This is a genomic window from Streptomyces sp. Pv4-95 (assembly GCF_045782725.1).
In the GTDB taxonomy this organism is placed as follows: domain Bacteria; phylum Actinomycetota; class Actinomycetes; order Streptomycetales; family Streptomycetaceae; genus Streptomyces.
The window spans coordinates 4046861-4063460 of the sequence record NZ_CP127172.1 but is presented as its reverse complement, the minus strand read 5'-3'; the positions used below and the strand labels follow the sequence as shown (position 1 = coordinate 4063460).

At 72.4% G+C, this 16600-nt stretch carries 15 protein-coding genes; 3 read left to right on the top strand and 12 right to left on the bottom strand.

Annotated features, from left to right (window positions below):
- Positions 1-10: 10 nt before the first annotated feature.
- The 10 genes from QOM21_RS17825 to QOM21_RS17780 form a co-directional block, all read right to left on the bottom strand.
- Positions 11-325: an SAV_915 family protein gene (locus tag QOM21_RS17825; RefSeq protein WP_407551293.1), complete on the bottom strand. Its 315-nt coding sequence runs from the start codon at positions 323-325 to the stop codon at positions 11-13.
- A 306-nt stretch (positions 326-631) separates the two neighbouring features.
- On the bottom strand, positions 632-1501 hold the full coding sequence (locus QOM21_RS17820) for an HAD family hydrolase (protein WP_407551292.1): 870 nt from the start codon (positions 1499-1501) through the stop codon (positions 632-634).
- Entirely contained in the window at positions 1498-2787 is a 1290-nt protein-coding gene (gene serS / locus QOM21_RS17815) for a serine--tRNA ligase (protein ID WP_407551290.1), read from the bottom strand. The genes QOM21_RS17820 and serS overlap by 4 nt, the downstream gene beginning before the upstream one ends.
- 628 nt (positions 2788-3415) lie before the next feature.
- On the bottom strand, positions 3416-4342 hold the full coding sequence (pheA, locus tag QOM21_RS17810; protein ID WP_407551288.1) for a prephenate dehydratase: 927 nt from the start codon (positions 4340-4342) through the stop codon (positions 3416-3418).
- A 96-nt stretch (positions 4343-4438) separates the two neighbouring features.
- Complete coding sequence (efeB, locus tag QOM21_RS17805; protein WP_407551286.1) at positions 4439-5797, bottom strand: iron uptake transporter deferrochelatase/peroxidase subunit; 1359 nt, start codon at positions 5795-5797, stop codon at positions 4439-4441.
- A complete protein-coding gene (locus QOM21_RS17800; protein ID WP_407551284.1) occupies positions 5794-8022 on the bottom strand; it encodes a copper resistance protein CopC in 2229 nt (742 codons plus the stop codon). The genes efeB and QOM21_RS17800 overlap by 4 nt, the downstream gene beginning before the upstream one ends.
- A 48-nt stretch (positions 8023-8070) precedes the next feature.
- Positions 8071-8523 (bottom strand): copper chaperone PCu(A)C, encoded by a 453-nt coding sequence (locus QOM21_RS17795; protein WP_407551282.1) that lies wholly within the window; start codon positions 8521-8523, stop codon positions 8071-8073.
- Entirely contained in the window at positions 8520-9161 is a 642-nt protein-coding gene (locus QOM21_RS17790; protein ID WP_407551281.1) for an SCO family protein, read from the bottom strand. The genes QOM21_RS17795 and QOM21_RS17790 overlap by 4 nt, the downstream gene beginning before the upstream one ends.
- Before the next feature lie 71 nt (positions 9162-9232).
- Positions 9233-10057 carry a YcnI family protein gene (locus QOM21_RS17785; RefSeq protein ID WP_407551279.1) on the bottom strand — a complete coding sequence of 275 codons (825 nt, stop codon included), beginning with the start codon at positions 10055-10057 and terminating at the stop codon, positions 9233-9235.
- A gap of 111 nt (positions 10058-10168) precedes the next feature.
- A complete protein-coding gene (locus QOM21_RS17780; RefSeq protein ID WP_407551277.1) occupies positions 10169-11011 on the bottom strand; it encodes a hypothetical protein in 843 nt (280 codons plus the stop codon).
- A 245-nt stretch (positions 11012-11256) separates the two neighbouring features.
- On the opposite strand from QOM21_RS17780, the gene QOM21_RS17775 reads away from it, so the two are divergent.
- Positions 11257-11745, top strand: coding sequence for an ATP-binding protein (locus QOM21_RS17775; RefSeq protein ID WP_407551275.1), 489 nt, complete (start codon positions 11257-11259; stop codon positions 11743-11745).
- Between the two features lie 96 nt (positions 11746-11841).
- On the opposite strand, the gene QOM21_RS17770 is transcribed toward QOM21_RS17775, so the two are convergent.
- Positions 11842-13278 (bottom strand): amidase, encoded by a 1437-nt coding sequence (locus QOM21_RS17770; protein ID WP_407551273.1) that lies wholly within the window; start codon positions 13276-13278, stop codon positions 11842-11844.
- A gap of 92 nt (positions 13279-13370) precedes the next feature.
- Between QOM21_RS17770 and QOM21_RS17765 the strand changes: the two genes are divergently transcribed.
- Both QOM21_RS17765 and QOM21_RS17760 read left to right on the top strand, forming a co-directional pair.
- Entirely contained in the window at positions 13371-14060 is a 690-nt protein-coding gene (locus QOM21_RS17765) for a TetR/AcrR family transcriptional regulator (protein ID WP_407551271.1), read from the top strand.
- A gap of 324 nt (positions 14061-14384) precedes the next feature.
- Complete coding sequence (locus QOM21_RS17760; protein ID WP_407551269.1) at positions 14385-15017, top strand: TetR/AcrR family transcriptional regulator C-terminal ligand-binding domain-containing protein; 633 nt, start codon at positions 14385-14387, stop codon at positions 15015-15017.
- Positions 15018-15103: 86 nt separating this feature from the next.
- On the opposite strand, the gene QOM21_RS17755 is transcribed toward QOM21_RS17760, so the two are convergent.
- Complete coding sequence (locus tag QOM21_RS17755) at positions 15104-16573, bottom strand: aminopeptidase P family protein (RefSeq protein WP_407551267.1); 1470 nt, start codon at positions 16571-16573, stop codon at positions 15104-15106.
- Positions 16574-16600: the final 27 nt, after the last annotated feature.

Below are 16600 nucleotides of genomic sequence, written 5' to 3'. Positions count from 1 at the left end.
GACTGCTCCCTCAGACGGCCCGTAGGTGCTGCCGCGGCGCGGCTTCGGGGCGGAACCGGGGGTCGACGGTCACCATCGCCACTCCGACCGGCTCGGCCAGCGCGCGCAGCGCCGGCTCGGAGAGCCTTATCCAGGGCTGGCCCCCGCCGAGCGCCGCGGCCAGCCGCTGCGGCGAGGTGAAGCCGACGGCGGTACGGCCACCGAGCGGCGTCCGGAACAGGCGGGCCGTGCAGCCCGCGGGTCCCGGCCGGACGGGAACGAACAGGGGCCCGGCCGGGAGGCGTTCGGCAGGCTCGGGATCTTCCGCGTACAGGATGTGGGACACGGCGAAGCTCCTCGCAGAGGACAGTGGCCCCGGCCGGCGGGAAGGATGCGTCGGGGCTCGATACTGACGCTATGCCCGGGAAAACCGTCGGGCTCCGTCCGCTGACGCGTCATTGACGCCGAACGGCCGGGACTTGACGCGATGCTGCCGCGCGGTGGCCGACGGGTGGCCCCCGTGCGGCCCTTGTGCGGACACCAGGCCAACCGCCGTGTTGCCCAAGGCGCCCTGAGATGAAGGAAGTTGGCGTCACCCCCGGCGTGGTCGCCGAGGCAGGCGCTCATGGCGCGCCGGGGGTTCCCAGGAGGGTCAGGCCGTCGTGCCCTCGGCGCCCGCGGGGGCGGTGCAGGGGTAGAGCCGCTCCAGGACGTCCGCGATGCCGTCCTCTTCGTTGGAGGCGGTGATCTCGTCGGCGACGGCCTTGAGTTCGTCATGGGCGTTGGCCATCGCCACGCCGTACGCGGCCCAGGCGAACATCGAGATGTCGTTGGGCATGTCGCCGAAGGCCAGGGTCTCCTTGGCCGTGATGCCCAGGCGGCGGGCGGCGAGCGACAGGCCGGTGGCCTTCGTCAGACCCAGCGGCAGCAGCTCGACGATGCCCTCGCCGGACACCGTCACGCCCACCAGGTCCCCGGCGATCTCGCGCGCGACCCCGGCCAGGGCGTCGTCGTCGAGCGTCGGGTGCTGGAGGTAGACCTTGTTGAGCGGTGCCGCCCACAGCTCGCCCGGGTCGTCGATCATGACGTTGGGCAGCGGGCCCTCCTGGATGCGGTAGCCGGGGGCCACCAGCACCTCGCCCTCCAGGCCGTCCCGGCTCGCGGCCAGCAGCAGCGGGCCGGTCTCCGCCTCGATCTTGGACAGCGCGAGTCCGGCCAGCTGCCGGTCCAGGGTCACCGACGTCAGCAGCCGGTGCTCACCGGCGTGGTAGACCTGCGCGCCCTGACCGCACACCGCCAGCCCCTGGTAGTCCAGGCTGTCGAGGATGTGCCGGGTCCAGGGGACCGCGCGCCCGGTGACGACGATGTGCGCCGCACCCGCCGCGGTGGCCGCGGCGAGCGCGTCGCGGGTGCGCTCGGAGATGGTCTCGTCGTGCCGCAGCAGCGTCCCGTCGAGATCCGTCGCGATGAGCTTGTACGGCAGTGCCCGAGGGGCGGGCACCGTGGAGCCTGCGGCGGTCACTTGGCGACGGGCTCCAGGATCTCCCGGCCGCCCAGGTAGGGGCGGAGCATCTCGGGAACGCGCACCGAGCCGTCCGGCAGCTGGTGGTTCTCGAAGATCGCCACGATGGTGCGGGGGACGGCGCAGAGCGTGCCGTTGAGGGTGGCCAGCGGCGAGACCCGCTGCTTGCCGTCGACGTTCTCCCGCATCCGCACCGACAGCCGGCGGGCCTGGAACTCGTCGCAGTTCGATGCCGAGGTCAGCTCGCGGTACTTGCCCTGGGTCGGGATCCACGCCTCGCAGTCGAACTTGCGCGAGGCCGAGGAGCCGAGGTCACCGGTGGCGACATCGATCACCTGGAACGGCAGCTCCAGGCCGGTCAGCCACTGCTTCTCCCAGTCCAGCAGCCGCTGGTGCTCCGCCTGCGCGTCGTCCGGCGCGACGTAGGAGAACATCTCGACCTTGTCGAACTGGTGGACCCGGAAGATGCCGCGGGTGTCCTTGCCGTAGGTGCCGGCCTCGCGGCGGAAGCAGGGCGAGAAACCGGCGTAGCGCAGCGGCAGCTTGGCCGCGTCGACGATCTCGTCCATGTGGTACGCGGCGAGCGGGACCTCGGAGGTGCCGACCAGGTAGTAGTCGTCCTTCTCCAGGTGGTAGACGTTCTCCGCGGCCTGGCCGAGGAAGCCGGTGCCCTCCATGGCGCGCGGACGCACCAGGGCCGGGGTCAGCATGGGCGTGAAGCCCGCCGCGGTGGCCTGCGCGATGGCGGCGTTGACGAGCGCGAGCTCCAGCAGCGCGCCGATGCCGGTGAGGTAGTAGAAGCGCGATCCGGAGACCTTGGCGCCGCGCTCGACGTCGATCGCGCCGAGCAGCTCGCCGATCTCCAGGTGGTCCTTGGGCGTGAAGCCCTCGGCCGCGAAGTCGCGCGGTGTGCCGAGGGTTTCGAGGACGGTGAAGTCCTCCTCGCCGCCGATCGGCACGTCCGGGTGGACGAGGTTGCCGAGCTTGCGCAGCAGTGCCTGCGTCTCGTCCTTGGCCTCGTCCTGTGCGGCGTCGGCGGCCTTGACGGCGGCGGACAGCTCGCCGGCCTTCTTCAGCAGCTCGGCCTTCTCGTCACCGGCGGCCTTGGGGATGAGCTTGCCGAGCGACTTCTGCTCGGCACGCAGCTCGTCGAAGCGGACGCTGGACGACCTGCGCCGCTCGTCGGCGGAGAGAAGCGCGTCGACGAGGGCGACGTCCTCTCCACGGGCGCGCTGGGAGGCGCGCACACGGTCGGGGTCCTCACGGAGCAGGCGAAGGTCAATCACCCCACCAGGCTACCGGGGCCGGGCCCCGGCCCTCGACGCCACATTCCCCCGCGTTCCGCTTTGTCCGTTTTGGGGAATTTTATTCCCCGAGGGGTGGGGGGTGGAATGCGGGAAAGGATCATCTCCGGAGCCGCCCGGAAAACCGCCGGGGAATTCGCGGGCATTCGCCGGTATGGGGCATTCGCGGAGTGCGTGACGAGTGATCAACCGGTCGGGGGCGGCGAGTTGGGCCGGTGGCCGGACGGGTCGGACGCCTCGGTTTTCCACAGGGGGTGGGGGTTGAGGGATTCTTATCCACAGGCTGTGTGTGAGATCTGTGGAAGTCGGAACTGATCATTCCGACCTTCGAATGCTCGGCTATGGATTCCTCGCCCAAACCCCCTTCCCGCACTCTTTCGTGTGGGATTGACTAGCTCTAAAGGATTGATCACGGGAATTGTGCTGACGCGGCACCACGTGAGCTGCTGTGGGGCACTGTGGAGCGTTGTGGGGTCGGTAGAGGGATTTGTCGACTCTGTCCGACTCCCGTGTCGACTTACCCACAGGTCGAGAACCAGCCCTGTGGATAACTTTGTGGACAACCGTGGGACCCGGTCGAAGTCGCAGGTCCCACGCACCGGACCGCCCGTCAGGCCCGCCCGTCCAGGCAACGCCCGAGCCAGTCCGACGCCTCCGTGAAGGCCGCGTCCGTCATCTCCTGGCGCACGGTCGCCGTCACCTTGTCCGCCCGCGGATACGAGCCGAGGAAGCGCACCTCGCGGCAGACCCGCTTGAGCCCCATCAGGACCTCGCTGACCCGGCGGTCGGTGAGGTGCCCCTCGCAGTCGACGGAGAAGCAGTAGCGGCCGATGCCCTCGCCGGTCGGCCGGGACTCGATCCGCATCATGTTGACGCCGCGGACCGCGTACTCCTGCAGCAGCTCCAGCAGCGCGCCCGGGTGGTCCTCGCGCAGCCACAGCACGACCGACGTCTTGTCCGCGCCGGTCGGCGACGCGGGCCGGGCGGGCCGGCCCACCAGCACGAAGCGGGTGGCGGCGTTCTGCGCGTCGTGGATGTCGGAGACCAGCGGCTCCAGACCGTACGTGGCGGCCGCGAACTCGCCCGCGAAGGCACCGTCGTAGCGGCCCTCCTGCACCAGTCGCGCGCCGTCCGCGTTCGAGGCCGCCGACTCCCAGAGCGCCTCCGGGAGCTGGGTCGCCAGCCACTTGCGCACCTGTGGCTGGGCGACCGGGTGGCCGGTCACCGTCTTCACGTCGTGCAGGGCCGTACCGGGGCGCACCAGCAGCGCGAACGCGATCGGCAGCAGCACCTCGCGGTAGATCATCAGCGGCTCGCCGGAGGCCAGCTCGTCGAGGGTGGTCGTCACCCCGCCCTCGACGGAGTTCTCGATCGGCACCAGCGCCGCGGCCGCCTCACCGCCGCGCACCGCGTCCAGGGCGGCCGGCACCGACACCATCGGCACCAGCTCGCGGGTGGCCGCCTCCGGGAGCGTGCGCAGGGCGGCCTCCGTGAAGGTGCCCGCGGGGCCGAGATACGTATAGCGACTGGCCGACATCACAAAGGACTCCCTCGCGTCATTGCGGGGGCAACCCGCCGATCTCCCTGCCCTGTCACGATACCGAGCCGTTTCCCGGCCCAGCGGCCACTTCCCTCAGCCCTCCAGCAGGGGACGGCCCACGTAGTCCCCCGGCTCCGCGGCGGGCGGCACCGCGTACAGGCCGCTCGCCTCGTGCCGCAGGAAGGGCGACAGCGCGTCGCCGCGGTCGAGCTTCCGCTGGACCTGGGTGAAGGCGCGCAGCGGATCGGCCTGCCAGCAGATGAAGAGCAGCCCCGCGTCCGGGGCACCGTCGTCGCGGAACCCGTCGTGGAAGGAGAACGGGCGGCGCAGCATCGCCGCGCCCTGGTTGGACTCCGGCGCGGCGATCCTGGCGTGCGCGTCCGCGGGGATGACCGGCAGCCCGTCGGCGCCGGTCTCGTCCAGCCGCATCGGGGTGGTCTCGGCCCCGCCGGTCAGCGGCGCGCCGTTGTCCTTGCGGCGGCCGATGACCCGCTCCTGTTCGCGGCGTGAACGCTTCTCCCAGTCGTCCAGCAGCATCCGGATACGGCGGACGACGGCGAACGAGCCGCCGCGCATCCACTCCTGGTCGGTGTCGCGGTCCACGAAGATGCGCGCGTCGAAGTCCGGGTCCGACGGCCGGGGATTGTTGGTGCCGTCGATCTGCCCCATCAGATTGCGGGTGGTCATGGGACGGGCGGTGGCGCCGGGCGTGCGGTTGAAGCCGTTCATCTGCCATCGCAGGCGCGCCCGCCCCGCCGCCTCCTTCTGCAGCGCGCGCAGCGCGTGAAAGGCGACCAGCGCGTCATCCGCGCCGATCTGGATCCACAGATCGCCGTTGCTGCGCCCCGGATCCAAGGCGTCCGAGGAGAAGTCGGGCAGCGGGTCGAGCTGGACCGGGCGCTTCTTCTGCAGGCCGGTACGTCCGAAGAAGCTGTGGCCGAAGCCGAAGGTGACGGTCAAGGAGGAGGGGCCCGCGTCGAGCGCGACCCCGGTGTCGGCGTCCGGCGTCCGGCCCGCCATCAGCTCCTCGGCCGTCCGGGACCAGCGGCGCAGCAGGGCGGCCGCGCCCTTGCGGTCCGTGCCGGGCGCCAGGTCGAAGGCGAGGAGGTGGCCGTTGGCCTGCAACGGGGTGGTGATGCCCGACTGGTGCGCGGCACGCTCCTCGCGGAACGCGACCTCGGTCGAGCCGATGCCGGTGAGGGGCGCGGGGGCGTCGTCGCGCGCGGCGGTGACCGTGAGGGCGCCGCCGGCGCCGCCCGCGACCAGCCCGGCCGCGCCCGCCGCACCGACGGTGCCGAGCAGCCGGCGGCGGGACAGCTCCAGGACGGGCGCGTCGGGCCCGGCCGGTGCGGCGGCCTTGTCGGCGGTCGCCGTGGCAGCAGGCCCAGGCGCGCGGCCGGGCCCGGGGATCTTCTTGCCGGGCGTCTTCCTGCCCGGGGTCTGCTTGCTCATCGGTCGATCTTCACGTTCCTGGTCTCGGTCACCTGGTCGATGTCGGAGGTCCGCACGAGCAGCGAGAGCTGCCACTTCCCGGGGACCGGCAGCTGGACGCCGCTCGCGCTCCAGTGACCTTCGCTGATGTGGTCGGGCACGACGGGGAGCGGCCCGAGCTTCTTGTCCTTCAGGGTGAAGGAGATCTTCACCTCGGGGACGTCCATGGTCGCGCCCGAGCCGTCGGAGATCCGCAGATGCAGCTCGTTGGCGCTGCCGCTGCGCCCGGGGTCGAGGTCGATACGCGCGGTGCCCTTGCCCCGCGGGCCGCCGGTGTCGAACGGGATGGTCAGTACCCGCGGCTGGTTGGTGTCGGCGGACTGCCCGGCCTCGGCGGCTTTCACCGCGGCTTCCGTACGGGCCGGTTCGGTGGCCGTCAGCACGGTGGTCACCGCGAGCAGCACGACCGCGACCGTCGCCTCCGCCAGCACCGACCGCCGCAGCCCCAGCCGCTGCGGATCGGCGTCGCGCATGCGCTTGGTGCGTGCGGTGCTCAACGCGGCCCGCTGACGGGCGAGTTGAGCCGCGCGGTCGGCGTCGACCGGGTCGTCGCCGGTGGCGGCGGACGCGGAGCCGGCGGCGGCGTCGGACGCCTCACCCGTCCCGCAGTCCGACCCGGAGTCCGTTCCTGAGTCGTTCGTGGAGTCGGTCCCTGAGTCTGTCCCGGAGTCGGTGGTGGACACCGACGCGGACGCGGCGACGACCGCCACAGGCGTGCGCTCGCGTTCCGTCTCCGTCTCCGTCTCCGTCTCGGACTCGGACTCGGTTCCGGTCTCGGACTCGGTCTCCGGTCCGGATACGGAAGCGGGCGCGGCCGCCCCCTCGGACGGACCCGGTGCCGGGCTCGTCGCCGCCCCCGCCGTCTCCGTACGGAGCTCCGTGAGCCGGGCCGTCCACCGCCGGGACGTCCAGGCGATGCCGACGAGCACCACGACCAGGCCCGCCTTGAGCAGCAGAAGCCGCCCGTAGGAGGTGTCGGTCAGGGCGTCCCAGCTGCCCACCTGCCGCCAGGACTGGTAGATCCCGGTGGCCACCAGCACCACCACCGAGCCGAACGCGATCCGCGAGAAGCGGCGGACGGCGGCGCGCTCCACCGGCGGCCCCCAGTACAGGGACACGACCAGGGCGGTCAGCCCGCCCAGCCAGGCGGCGACCGCGAGCAGGTGCAGGACATCGACGGGCATCGCGACGGCGGTCTGCAGACCGGTCGAGGCGTGTTCGGCCATCGCCCAGGTCGCGGCGAGCCCGGCGGCGACGATCACTCCGCCGATGCCCAGCCCCCTGGTGAGGTCCGCGCGCCGCCGAGCCGCCTCCGCCTCGCTCTCCTCGCCCCGCTCCGCGCCGTCCGCCTCACCGGTCTCGTCCCCCTGAGCCGGCTCCAGCGCCCGCGCGTACGCCCCGAAGAGCACCGCGACGAACAGCGCCGCGGCGGCGAGCAGCAGGATCCGGGAGACCAGCGCGGCGCCCGGCTTGGTCGCCAGGACCTGCTGGAGACCGCCGAGATCGAAGACATCGGCGAGGTCGCCGGACCCGGTGTACGGGGCGCGCAGCAGCAGCATCGCGATGGTGGCCGCGGTCAGCGCGGCCCAGCCCTGGACGACCAGGCGCTGGACGGACCGGACCCGGGCGGCGGCCGGGCGGCAGGCCACGACGAAGGCGGCGCCGCCGGCCAGCAGCACGAAACCGGCGTAGGCGAGGTAGCGGGCGATGCCGTAGAGGGCACCCACCAGCCCGCCGCCGACCTCCTGTTCGGGGACCGCGGCGGTGGTCTTGGAGGGTGCGCCGACGGAGAAGGTGAAGGCGCCGGAGACGGGGTGGCTGTCCGCGGAGACCGCCTGCCAGGCGACGGTGTACGTGCCGTCGGCCAGGCCCGGCGGCAGTCCCGCGCCGTACTTGACGACGCTGCCGCTGCACAGGTTGCGCAGCTTGCCGCGGTCCACCCGCTTGCCCTGGGGGTCCAGGACCCGGATGGAGTCGTCGCCCATCGCGACACCCTCGGAGAAGCTGAGTGTGACCTGCTCGGGGGCACGGTCCACCACCGACCCCTGGGCGGGAGTGCTGCCGGTCAGCGCGGCGTGCGCGTCGGCCGGGGCCGCGCCGCCGAGCAGCGCGGCCAGCAGCGCCGCCGCGAGGACCAGCAGGCGCAGCGCGGCGGACCGCCGCGGCCAGGAGCCGGTGATGGCCATAGTGGTGCTCCCCTTACTTCCGGTCGGGTGCCGTGGTCTCCACCGCCGCTACTTCTTCGGCGCGTACGAGACCGACTTCACCGGGACGTCGACCGTGATCGGGTCGGCGGTCGCGAAGTGCAGCTCGATGGTGACGGTGTCGCCCTCGGCGGGCTTGTTCTTCAGGCCCATGAACATCAGGTGGTTGCCGCCACGGGCGAGCGTGAGCTCACCGCCGGCCGGCACGTTCAGGGAGGGGACCTCCTCCATCTTGCTGCCGACCGTCTTGTGGATCGTGATGTCCTTGGACAGGTCGCTGGTGACCGAGGTGAGCTTGTCGGCGGTGTCGCCGGTGTTCTTGACGACGAGGAACGCACCGGCCATGTCCTGCGTGACCGGCTGCGGCATGTATGCGCCGGAGACCTTGAGTTCCGGGGCCTTGGCGTCCCCGCCGCCGCAGCCGGCGAGCGTGAGACCTGCGGTGAGAGCGAGAGCGGCGGTCAGGGTTATGCGGCGGTTCACGGGTTCTGTCCCTTGATGATCTTCGGCAGTGCCTTGGTGTAGTTGTCGGCGGTCGCCTCCTGCATGCCCATCCAGTGGATCCGGTCGTCCTTGGCGGACGACAGCAGGACCTGGGCACCGTGCGTCGAGACGACATCGCCGTTCTTCTTCTTGACCGGCTTCTCGATGCCGATGTTCACGCTGCGCGCGCCCTGCTGGATGGCGTCGAACGAGCCGGTCAGGCCGGTGAAGTCCGCGTCGATGCCGGCGAGCCACTTCTTGAGGGCGGCGGGGGTGTCGCGTTCGGGGTCGGAGGTGACGAACAGGACGCGCAGGTCGTCCTGTTCCGCCTTCGGCAGCTGTTTGACCGCGACGGCGATGTTGGCCATCGTCAGCGGGCAGACGTCCGGGCAGTTGGTGTAGCCGAAGTAGATGAGGGTCGGGTGGCCCTTGGTCTTCTCCAGCAGGTCGTACTTCTCGCCGTCGGAGTCGGTCAGCTGAAGATCCGGCTTCTCCAGCGGGCTGTCGAGCGTGACGATCGGCCGGGAGGTGGAGCCGGAGACATCGGCGGCGGGCTTGCCGTCGTCGGGGCCACAGGCGGTCAGGGTGAGGGCTGCGGCCGCCGCGAGGGCGGACGCCAGCATGGTCCTTCTACGCATTGCAGAAATGTCCGTGTGTCCAGGGGATGGAGCGCCGGGCCGGCGCGCGTCGGTGCCGGCCCGGTCGCAGGTCAGGAGCTGCGGCGCCGGCCGGCGAGGACGCCGAAGCCGACTCCGGCGATGCCGACGACGATGCCGACGACGGCCAGCACGCGTGCCAGGGTGTCGCTGCCGGACGCGTCCTCGGCGGCCTCGGTGTGCTTGCCGCCGTCCTCGGTGCTCTTGGCGTCGTCGCCCGCGGCACCCGCGCCGTGGCCGTGGCCGTCGCCGGTCGCCGCGGTGAGCTTCAGCACCGGCGCCGGGTTCTCCGGCTCCGGGCCGCCCTCCTTCGCCGGCTCGATCCAGCGCACGACCTCCTTGTCGTCGTACGTCTGGAGGGCCTTGAAGACGAGCTGGTCGGCGTCCTCGGGCAGCTGGCCGACGGAGACCGGGAACTGCTGGAACTGGCCGGGCTCGACGCCCTTGCCGTCCGCGGTCCAAGTGATCTTCGAGGGCGCCTCGTTGATCTTCTCGCCGTGCATCTCCAGCGGCTTGTCGAGCTTGGTCTTGGTGACCTCCACCTTCCAGCCGGGCACCGGCTGTGGCATGACGGACGCCAGCGGGTGGTCGGTCGGCAGGTTGACCTCCAGCTTCACCGTCGAGGCGTCGTCACGCTCGTTGGGCACCTTGAAGTTGACCGTGGCGTAGCCGCCCTTCTCGGCCGCCTCGGGCTGGACGCTGACGTGCGCGAAGGCCGGGCCGGCGAGCAGCAGCACGCTGCCCGCGGCGATCCCGCCCAGGACGGGCAGCCGGCGGGCCAGCCGCCGCCCGGGGCGCGCGGAGGCGGTGGGGCCGTCGGCCGGGCCGGCCGAGGTACGCGCGGGCGCCGGGTGCGAGAGGTGCGACATCTTCGACATGTAGAAAACACTCCACAGACAGGAGAACGGTTCGGAGGAATTGCTCTGGCGCGCATGCGGCGACGGCGCGAGAGCCCGTACCCGTCCGGTGGGGGAGTGCTTCGCGTGTCGTCAGGCCGCGAGGGCCAGGGTGGGTGGCCCCCGCCTGACGACACTGTGGTGGAGCGCGAGGACCTGCGGGCCCGGTTTGTCATCCCCGTACGAAACGGGGGCGCGCAGCGTGTTGTCGTGCGCGGTGGCCGGCCCGGCGATCAGGGCGCCCACCAGCGTGAGCGCCCCGCGCAGCGCGACGACGAGCGCCTGGGCGGCGACTTCGCGCGCCGCAGGAGCCGACAGCCGGACCAGCCGCCAGAGTGCCGCCTCGCCCCGGCGCAGCAGCCACCCGAGCGCGAGCGCCGCGAGCAGGTGCCCGAGCAGCATCGGCAGGGACGGCAGCAGACAGTGCGCCATGGCCGGATCGGCGGTCGCCCCGGCCGACATCCGGTGTCCGGCGTGTCCGGCGGAGCCGGCCGCCAGGGCGGTGTCGAAGCCGCCCGAGCCGAGGATGCGCCGCGCCGCGTCGCCGTCCAGCGGGCCGGTTCCCAGGCCGCATGCCACCTGACGGGCCATGGTGATCGCCGCGTGGTCGGAGAGGCCCGCGACGCCGTTGCCGCCGGTCTTCGCGACGGCGGAGGCCGGCTGCTGACCCAGCGCGAACAGCGCGTGCAGTGTCACCTGCCCCACGGCCAGTCCGGCGGCGATCGACGGCAGCGACCGTTCCCGCCCGGCCAGCGGGGCGGCGACCGCGAACACGACGACAGCGGCGACGCCCAGGGTCCACAGCGGGACGGCGGAGAACGAGGCCGCCATGTGCCCGGCCGCGGACAGCGCGACGCAGACCGCGGTGAACACCGCGGCACGCAGCAGCCGTAGGTCGGCAGCTGCGCGCGCTGTGGGGGCTGGCGAGGCAGTCATGGCGGCGTCATCATCCCACTGCGCCCCTCGGCTGCCTACGGCAGGGCGCCGCTCAGCGCCGCGTGCGGGGGCCGCATCGGCGCCCGGTGGGGCGCACGGGGGCGCGCGCCACAGAGTGCGCCTACACCGGTGCGCTTGGTGCCGCATCCGCCGAATGAGCGGTGTCACATCCCGGACACGCTTACGGACCATACGGTGCGGCAATACGTATCGGTATGTCGAGCCGCGGCCAGGAGGCTGGAGCGATGAGCATCTGGTGGTCCCTCCACTTGCGGCGCGAGGCGGCAAGTGTGCCGCTCGCCCGTCGTCTGCTGCTGGGCACCATGGAAGCGGCGGGCGTCGACCCCGACATCTGCTACGACCTGTCGGTGGCCCTGTCCGAAGCCTGTGCGAACGCCGTCGAGCACGGCGGTGACGCCGCGACCGAGGACTACCGCGTCACGGCCTTCATCGACGGCGACACCTGCCGCATCGAGGTGACCGACTCCGGCCCCGGCTTCAGCCGCCCGCAGTGCCCGCCCACCGGCCGGGCCGCCGTGGACCCCGCCCCGCTGCCGGCCCCGGCCCCCGCGCAGGCTCCCCCGTACGCCGAGGCCGGCCGCGGCCTCTTCCTCATCGAGGCCCTCACCGACCACGTCCGCTACCGCAACCGCACGGGCCGGCGCGGCGCGGTCGTCAGCTTCGACAAGATCCTCAAGTGGCGCGAGGGAGCGGCGCTGCCGATGGCGTCCTGAGCGGGCGGGCCACGGGGGCTCCGCTCCGACCTGCTGAGACCCGCGGCGGCCACGCCCGCCCCGGATGCCGGCCGCTCCCCGCTCCCCCGCTCCCCGCTACCCCGCGACTCCGTCGAGCCGGTGCGGGCGCGGGTCGAGCGGGGCGAGTACGCCGAGGCGCTCCTCGATCCGTTGGGCCGCGTCCAGGCACAGGTCTTCGCGATACATCCCCGCCACGACCTGGACGCCCTGCGGCAGCCCGGCCGCGAGTCCGGTGGGCACGGCCACGGCCGGCACCCCCACGTACGTCGTCGCGGTGAGCAGCCGCATCGGCATCATCATCGCGTCGCGCTCCTCCGGGGTCCGTGGCACCACGGGCTGCGGTGCCGGCTGTGTGGACACCGGCCCGAGCAGCAGCGGACAGCGCTCGAAGAAGCGGGCCCACGCGCGCTGGACGCCGAGGCGTACACCGGTCTGCCGGAGGTACTCCGCCAGGTCGACGGGTGGGTGGCGGTGCGCGTCCAGCTCGATGTGGCGGGCGCTGTCGTCGGTGAGCAGCCGCCTGATCACCGGCCAGGCCAGGGAGAACTCGGTCCGCAGCAGTGCGCCGTAGCCGTCGAGGGCGTCCTGCAGCCGCGGCACCCGCACCTCCTCGACGGGGTGCCCGGCGTCCTCCAGGGCGGCCGCCGCCGCCTCGATCGCCGCGCGCACGTCCGGGTGGACGTCACCCCGGTCGCCGGGGTCGGTCACCACGCCGACGCGCACCGGTGTGCCCGGTCGCGGCCAGTACAGCGGGGCCGGGACCGCACGCGGGTCCTGCGGGTCGGTCCCCGCCAGCACCTCGTAGGACGCCCGCAGATCTGCCACCGACCGGGCCAACGGCCCGTCCACGGGGAAGAGTTGGTGGCCCAGGACCGGTTCGTCGTCGCTCATCCGGTGGTCGGCGGGGAACCGCCCGTAGCTCGGCTTCAGGCCCGCGACGCCGTTGAACGTCGCCGGGTTGCGCACCGATCCGCCGGAGTCGTTGCCCAGGCCCAGCGCCGCCATGCCGGTCGCCACCGCCACCGCGTCGCCGCCGCTGGTGCCGCCGGGCGTGCGCTGCGGGTCCCACGGGTTGACGGTGTCCCCGAACAGCTGGCTCGTCGTGTGCACCCCGGCGATCGCCAGGTCGGGCATGTTGGTGCGCCCGATCGGAATCGCCCCGGCCGCGCGCAGTCGCCGCACCGGGGGAGCGTCCGCCTGCGCCACCCGGTCGCGGAAGTACGGCACGCCGTGCGTGGTCGCCGATCCGGCGACGTGGAGGTTCTCCTTCACCGTGAACGGCACCCCGGCCAGCGGGCCCAGCCGCTCCCCGGCGGCCCGGCGCCGGTCGGTCTCCCGCGCCGCCTGCCGGGCGCTGTCCGCCAGCAGCCGGGTCACCGCGTTGACCCGCGGGTTGACCGCGGCGATCCGCTCCAGGTGTGCGTCCACGGTCTCCGCCGCGGAGACCTCTCCGGACGCCATCAGCTTCGCCAGCTCCGACGCCTCCAGCGCCCACAGCTCGGTCTTCTCCATCGGGCTCTCCCTTCGCTCCGACGCAAAGATACAGAGCTGTATCTGGATACAGAACTGAATATTTTGGCCCGGGTGCGCCGTAGGATGCCGCTGTGAGCCCCGAACGCAAGCGCCTGACCCGCGAAGAGAGCCGTCAGCAGACCCGCGAACGCCTGCTGACCGCCGCCGCCGAACTGTTCGTCGAACGCGGGGTCAACGGCACCTCCGTCGAGCAGATCGCCGAGCGCGCCGGCTACACCCGCGGCGCCTTCTACGGGAACTTCGAGGACAAGAACGCCCTCGTCGCCGAGCTGCTCCAGCACCGCACGCGCCGCGAACTGGAGGAGGTCCGCGCGCTCACCGAGGGCGCCGCCTCCTTCGCCGACGCCCTCGACAGGCTCCGGGCCTGGAACCGCGACCGGGCCCGTCACCTGCCCGAATGGCTCGCCCTGCGCATGGAACTCGTCCTGCACGCGCTGCGGAACGAGGAACTGCGCCCCCTCCTAGCCGAACGGGAACGCCTCGCCCGCGACGCCCATGCCGGCGGCCTGGAGCAGGCGTTCGCCGCCCGCGGCGTCGCCTCGCCCGCGGACCCCGCCTTCCTCGCCCTGATCGTCCATGCCCTGGAGGACGGCCTGCTCATCCAGCGCCTGCTGGCCCCCGAGGGCATCCAGGGTGACGTCGTCGTCGACGCCTTCGACCTGCTCCTGCGCTCCTGGACCGCGCTCGCGCGGCAACCGGCCCAGGAGGACGCCGGTGAGGCGCGATCCGCCGTCACCGAAGACCCCGAAGGCACGGCGTAGGGCCTCTGGTGTGGATGACGGGTGTGACGCCACGTCAATATCTTGCGCCGGAGCGGGTGTTGGGGCCGTGACGGAGCGAGTCGCGCACGGAGACGTCCATCCCGGAGCGGACGTCAATCCCGGAGTGAACATCGGCCGCGGAAAGCTGGCCGGAAATCATGTCCGGTGGAAGGTGAGCAGCGCGGTCTCGCAACGAGAGGACCTCCCCCGCGGCGTCCCCTGGGCTTGCGAGACCGGCGCGCACCAGGATTAACGCGAAGTTGCTCGCGTTAATCTTGTTCGGACAATACTTGGCGTGAACCTGCACTGCAATACGGAGCCGCCGTGACAGCGCACCAACCCCCGGGCGAGAGCCGGCCCGGAGGCCGCACGGCCCGGACCCGGCAGGCCGTAATGGCCGCCGTCTTCGAGGAGTTGGGCTCCGGCGGGTACGCCTCGCTCACGATGGAGAAGGTCGCGCAGCGCTCCGGCGTGCATCTCGCGACGCTCTACCGTCGCTGGCGCAGCGTCGAGGGCGTGGTCTGCGAACTCCTGACGGAGCTGAGCGCGGAGGTGCCGCTCCCCGACACCGGCACGCTGCCCGGGGACCTGCGCACGCTGGCCCGGTCGATCGCCGCCTTCTACGCCGACGGGCGGATGCAGAGCATGATCGAGGCGGTGGTCTCCGCCGCGGCCCGCGACCCCCAGGCCGCCACGGTGCTGCGGGACTTCTTCGACGCCCGGCTCAAGCTCGCGGGCCTGATGGTGCGGCGGGCCGTCGAGCGCGGCGAGGTGCCCGCGGACACCGACCCGGAGGACGTGATGTCGGCCCTCGGCGCGCCCTTCTACTACCGGATCCTGATCGCCCGCCGGCCCGTCGATCCCGCCCTCGCCGAGTCCACGGCCACCGCGGTCTGGGCGGCGGTCCGCGCCGGCGCCTACGCGCCGAAGGGCGGCACACCGCCGGGGGACGGCTGAGTCCTCGCCGGACGCACGACGGCCGGTGGTCCCCGGAAGGACCACCGGCCGTCTGCGAAGCGGCTACGGGCGCGCTGCCCGCACGGCTACTCGGCGAGCAGGCCGGCCATCCAGCTCTCGACCTCGTCGGAGCGGCGCGGCAGACCGGCCGAGAGGTTCCGGTTGCCGTCCTCGGTGACGAGGATGTCGTCCTCGATCCGGACGCCGATGCCGCGGTACTCCTCCGGCACCGTCAGATCGTCCGCCTGGAAGTACAGGCCGGGCTCGACGGTCAGCACCATGCCGGGCTCCAGCGTGCCGTTGACGTACGCCTCGGTGCGGGCCGCGGCGCAGTCGTGGACGTCCAGGCCGAGCATGTGGCCGGTGCCGTGCAGGGTCCAGCGGCGCTGCAGTGCCAGCTCCAGCACCCGCTCCACCGGGCCCTCGACGAGCCCCCAGGCCACGAGCTTCTCGGCGAGCACCCGCTGCGCCGCGTCGTGGAAGTCGCGGTACTTCGCGCCGGGCCTGACCGCCGCGATGCCCGCCTCCTGGGCCTCGTACACCGCGTCGTAGATCTTGCGCTGGAGGTCGGTGTAGCGGCCGTTGATCGGCAGGGTGCGCGTCACGTCGGCGGTGTAGAGGCTGTTCGTCTCCACGCCGGCGTCCAGCAGCAGCAGGTCGCCGGAGCGGACCTCGCCGTTGTTGCGGACCCAGTGCAGGGTGGTGGCGTGCGGACCCGCGGCGCAGATGGAGCCGTAGCCGACGTCGTTGCCCTCGACGCGGGCGCGCAGGAAGAACGTGCCCTCGATGTAGCGCTCGCTGGTCGCCTCGGCCTTGTCGAGGACCTTCACGACGTCCTCGAAGCCGCGGACGGTGGAGTCGACGGCCTTCTGCAGCTCGCCGATCTCGAACTCGTCCTTGATCACACGCGCTTCGGAGAGGTGGACCCGCAGCTCCTCGTCGCGCTCGGCGGTGACCTTGTCGGCCAGCGCGGCCTCGATACCGGCGTCGTGCCCGCGCACGACCCGCACCGGGCCGGTGGCCTCGGTGAGCGCCTCGGGGAGTTCGCGTACGTCCTTGCAGGGCACGCCGAGCAGCACCTCGGACTCGCGGAGGCTGTTGCGGCGGCCGACCCACAGCTCGCCCATGCCGTTGAGCCAGAACTCGCCGTTCTCGCGGTCGGAGCGGGGCAGGCGGTAGACCGTCGCGTCATGGCCCTCGGCACCGGCGGCGCGGGGCTCCAGGACCAGGACGCTGTCGTCGGTCTGGTCACCGGTGAGGTAGACGTACTCCGTCGACGCACGGAAGTCGTACTCGGTGTCGTTGGAGCGGGTCTTGAGGTTGCCCGCGGGAATCACCAGGCGCTCGCCGGGGAAGCGCGCGGACAGGGCGGCACGACGCCGGGCGGCGTTCGGGGCCTGCTCGATCGGCTGCAGGTCGTGCAGCTCGGTGTCGGCCCAGCCGCTCTTCATGGACTCCGCGAGCTCGTCCGACACGCCCGGGTACAGGCCGTTCTTGCGCTGCTTGATCGGCTGCTCGTCCTCGTCCGGGGTCTCCGGTGTGAGCTCGTCGGTCACAATGCCTCCTTTTAAGACTGAACCGCC